The organism is Blautia glucerasea (assembly GCF_020537505.1).
Taxonomy (GTDB): domain Bacteria; phylum Bacillota; class Clostridia; order Lachnospirales; family Lachnospiraceae; genus Blautia_A.
The window spans coordinates 1-2116 of record NZ_JAJBMO010000061.1; the positions used below are offsets into that span (position 1 = coordinate 1).

General features: G+C 40.4%; 2 protein-coding genes and 1 pseudogene. All 3 read left to right on the top strand.

What is annotated here, in order from left to right; translation table 11 throughout:
* Window positions 1–62: 62 nt before the first annotated feature.
* Window positions 63–533: a flavodoxin gene (locus LIQ05_RS19125; protein ID WP_226822904.1), complete on the top strand. Its 471-nt coding sequence runs from the start codon at window positions 63–65 to the stop codon at window positions 531–533.
* 91 nt (window positions 534–624) lie between these two features.
* Window positions 625–1125: pseudogene (locus tag LIQ05_RS19130) on the top strand (carboxymuconolactone decarboxylase family protein); the annotation flags it as partial.
* Between the two features lie 293 nt (window positions 1126–1418).
* Window positions 1419–2027: a DUF6664 family protein gene (locus LIQ05_RS19135; protein WP_055147690.1), complete on the top strand. Its 609-nt coding sequence runs from the start codon at window positions 1419–1421 to the stop codon at window positions 2025–2027.
* The last annotated feature ends 89 nt before the right edge of the window (window positions 2028–2116 follow it).

The window sequence follows — 2116 nt, forward strand, 5'->3', positions numbered from 1 at the left end:
GAAAGGTTGAAAAACCTTGAATTTTCAATAAAAAACACTTGATTATATGAGGAGGTATCACTATGAGTAAAAAATTAGTTGCATATTTCAGTGCAAGCGGAGTTACAAAAAAAGTAGCAGAAATGTTAGCTGCAGCAGGCAGCTGTGACCTTCATGAGATTGCCCCAAAGGTTGCGTACACAAGAGACGATTTAAACTGGATGGACAAAAAATCCAGAAGTACAATCGAAATGTCTGATAAAACCATCAGACCAGAACTGGCAGACACGGATCTTGATATGAGCCAGTATGATGAGATCATCCTGGGCTTTCCAATCTGGTGGTACGTTGCACCAACCATTATCAATACCTTCCTTGAAAAATATGATCTTGCAGGCAAGAAGATCATTCTTTTTGCAACTTCTGGCGGAAGCGGATTCGGCAACACGGTTAAGGAACTGCAGCCATCTGCACCAAAGGCAGAATTTGTAGAAGGAAAACTTCTGAACAGAGCCAATAAGCAGGACATTGAAAACTTTGTAAAAACCTGGTAGGAGATACCGAATCCCTGATTTTGGAGACATATTCTAGAGCTTGTCCAAAGAAGGCTCTAAAACTACCAGACAATATATGGAGGAAATGATCATGGCTAAGATCACACAGACAGCAGGAAGAAATGCACTTGGAGAATTTGCTCCACAGTTTGCACATTTTAATGATGATGTCCTTTTCGGTGAAAACTGGAATAACGAAGACATTGACGTAAAGACAAGAAGTATTATTACAGTGGTTGCACTTATGGCACAGGGAATCACAGATTCTTCCCTGAAATTCCATTTACAGAATGCCAAAGATCACGGTGTAACCCAGAAAGAAATTGCTGCCATCATCACACATGCAGCATTTTATGCAGGATGGCCAAAAGGATGGGCTGTTTTTAACCTGGCAAAAGAAGTATGGCAGAATGGAGAGGGAGACCTTCCTTATGAAGACGAAGCCATGAGAGCCCACGCCAAAGAGATGGTATTCCCGATCGGTGCACCAAATGACGGATTTGCACAGTATTTTTCTGGAAAAAGCTTTCTGGCACCGGTTTCCACCAGCCAGGTTGGAATTTTCAATGTAACCTTCGAGCCAGGATGCCGTAAACTGGATTATGTAGCATAAGAGTGTATAGCGTGTCTGTAGTCTGATTTTTGCCATAAATAAGTACAGGATACACAGAGAATAGAAAAGAATGTGTATTCAGTTAAATAAGAAATAGATAGCTGGTATGAGAGAACAAGGAGTCTTTCATACCAGTTTTTTTGTGGAAAAAGGGATAGGTTGCACAGGATCTGCCAGGAGATTTCAGTAGGTTTGGTGAATAGCTTTCTCCCAGAAGTGTGGTATAGTCTTGTGCTTGGAACAGGAAAACTACACAGAAGGGAGACACCGATATGACAGCACAGCCAGATATCATCTGGAATGAGCAATGCTTGGGGATACGGATAGGAGAACAGGTTTGCACCTATCTGAAAAAGCATGATGCGGAATACCAGAGACTGCAAAATAAAATACTGGAACTTACAGAGAGGTATCCAGTAATAGAAACATTTATGGAGTCGAATCAGGCAATCAGTCTAACGACAGAAGAGCATAAGGCAGTGCATCAATATTTCCGACTGGAAAGCGAAAAGGAAATGATAGAAGAACAGTACCATTTTTATATGGGACAGGCTCAAATGATCTCCTATGGAGCAATGCTTGGAAAAATTAAAAAAGCAATATTGGGAAATGATGACGGTGACACAAAGAAACTGCTGGAGTTGCTGCTGGATACCTGGATTGATGAGGTTGAAGATCAGCTGAAAGAAAATACAGTGTACCAGGGAATGCTTGAAAAAATATCGAAATATGAAGAACAGGTTCAGACAATGGGATTATCAAAAGAAAAGCGAAAAACAATAGACAAATACGTTACTGAAGTTAGTGAGAGATGGATATTATATGCGGAATCTTTATATCAGGCTGGCATGCAGAAAATTCTGGAACTATTAAATTTGTAAAAAAGGGACGGATAAAATGGGGAAGCACGAAAGGAACTTCCCCATTTGTCACTTCTATTCATCTTTGCCATCAATGAGAAATATGTATG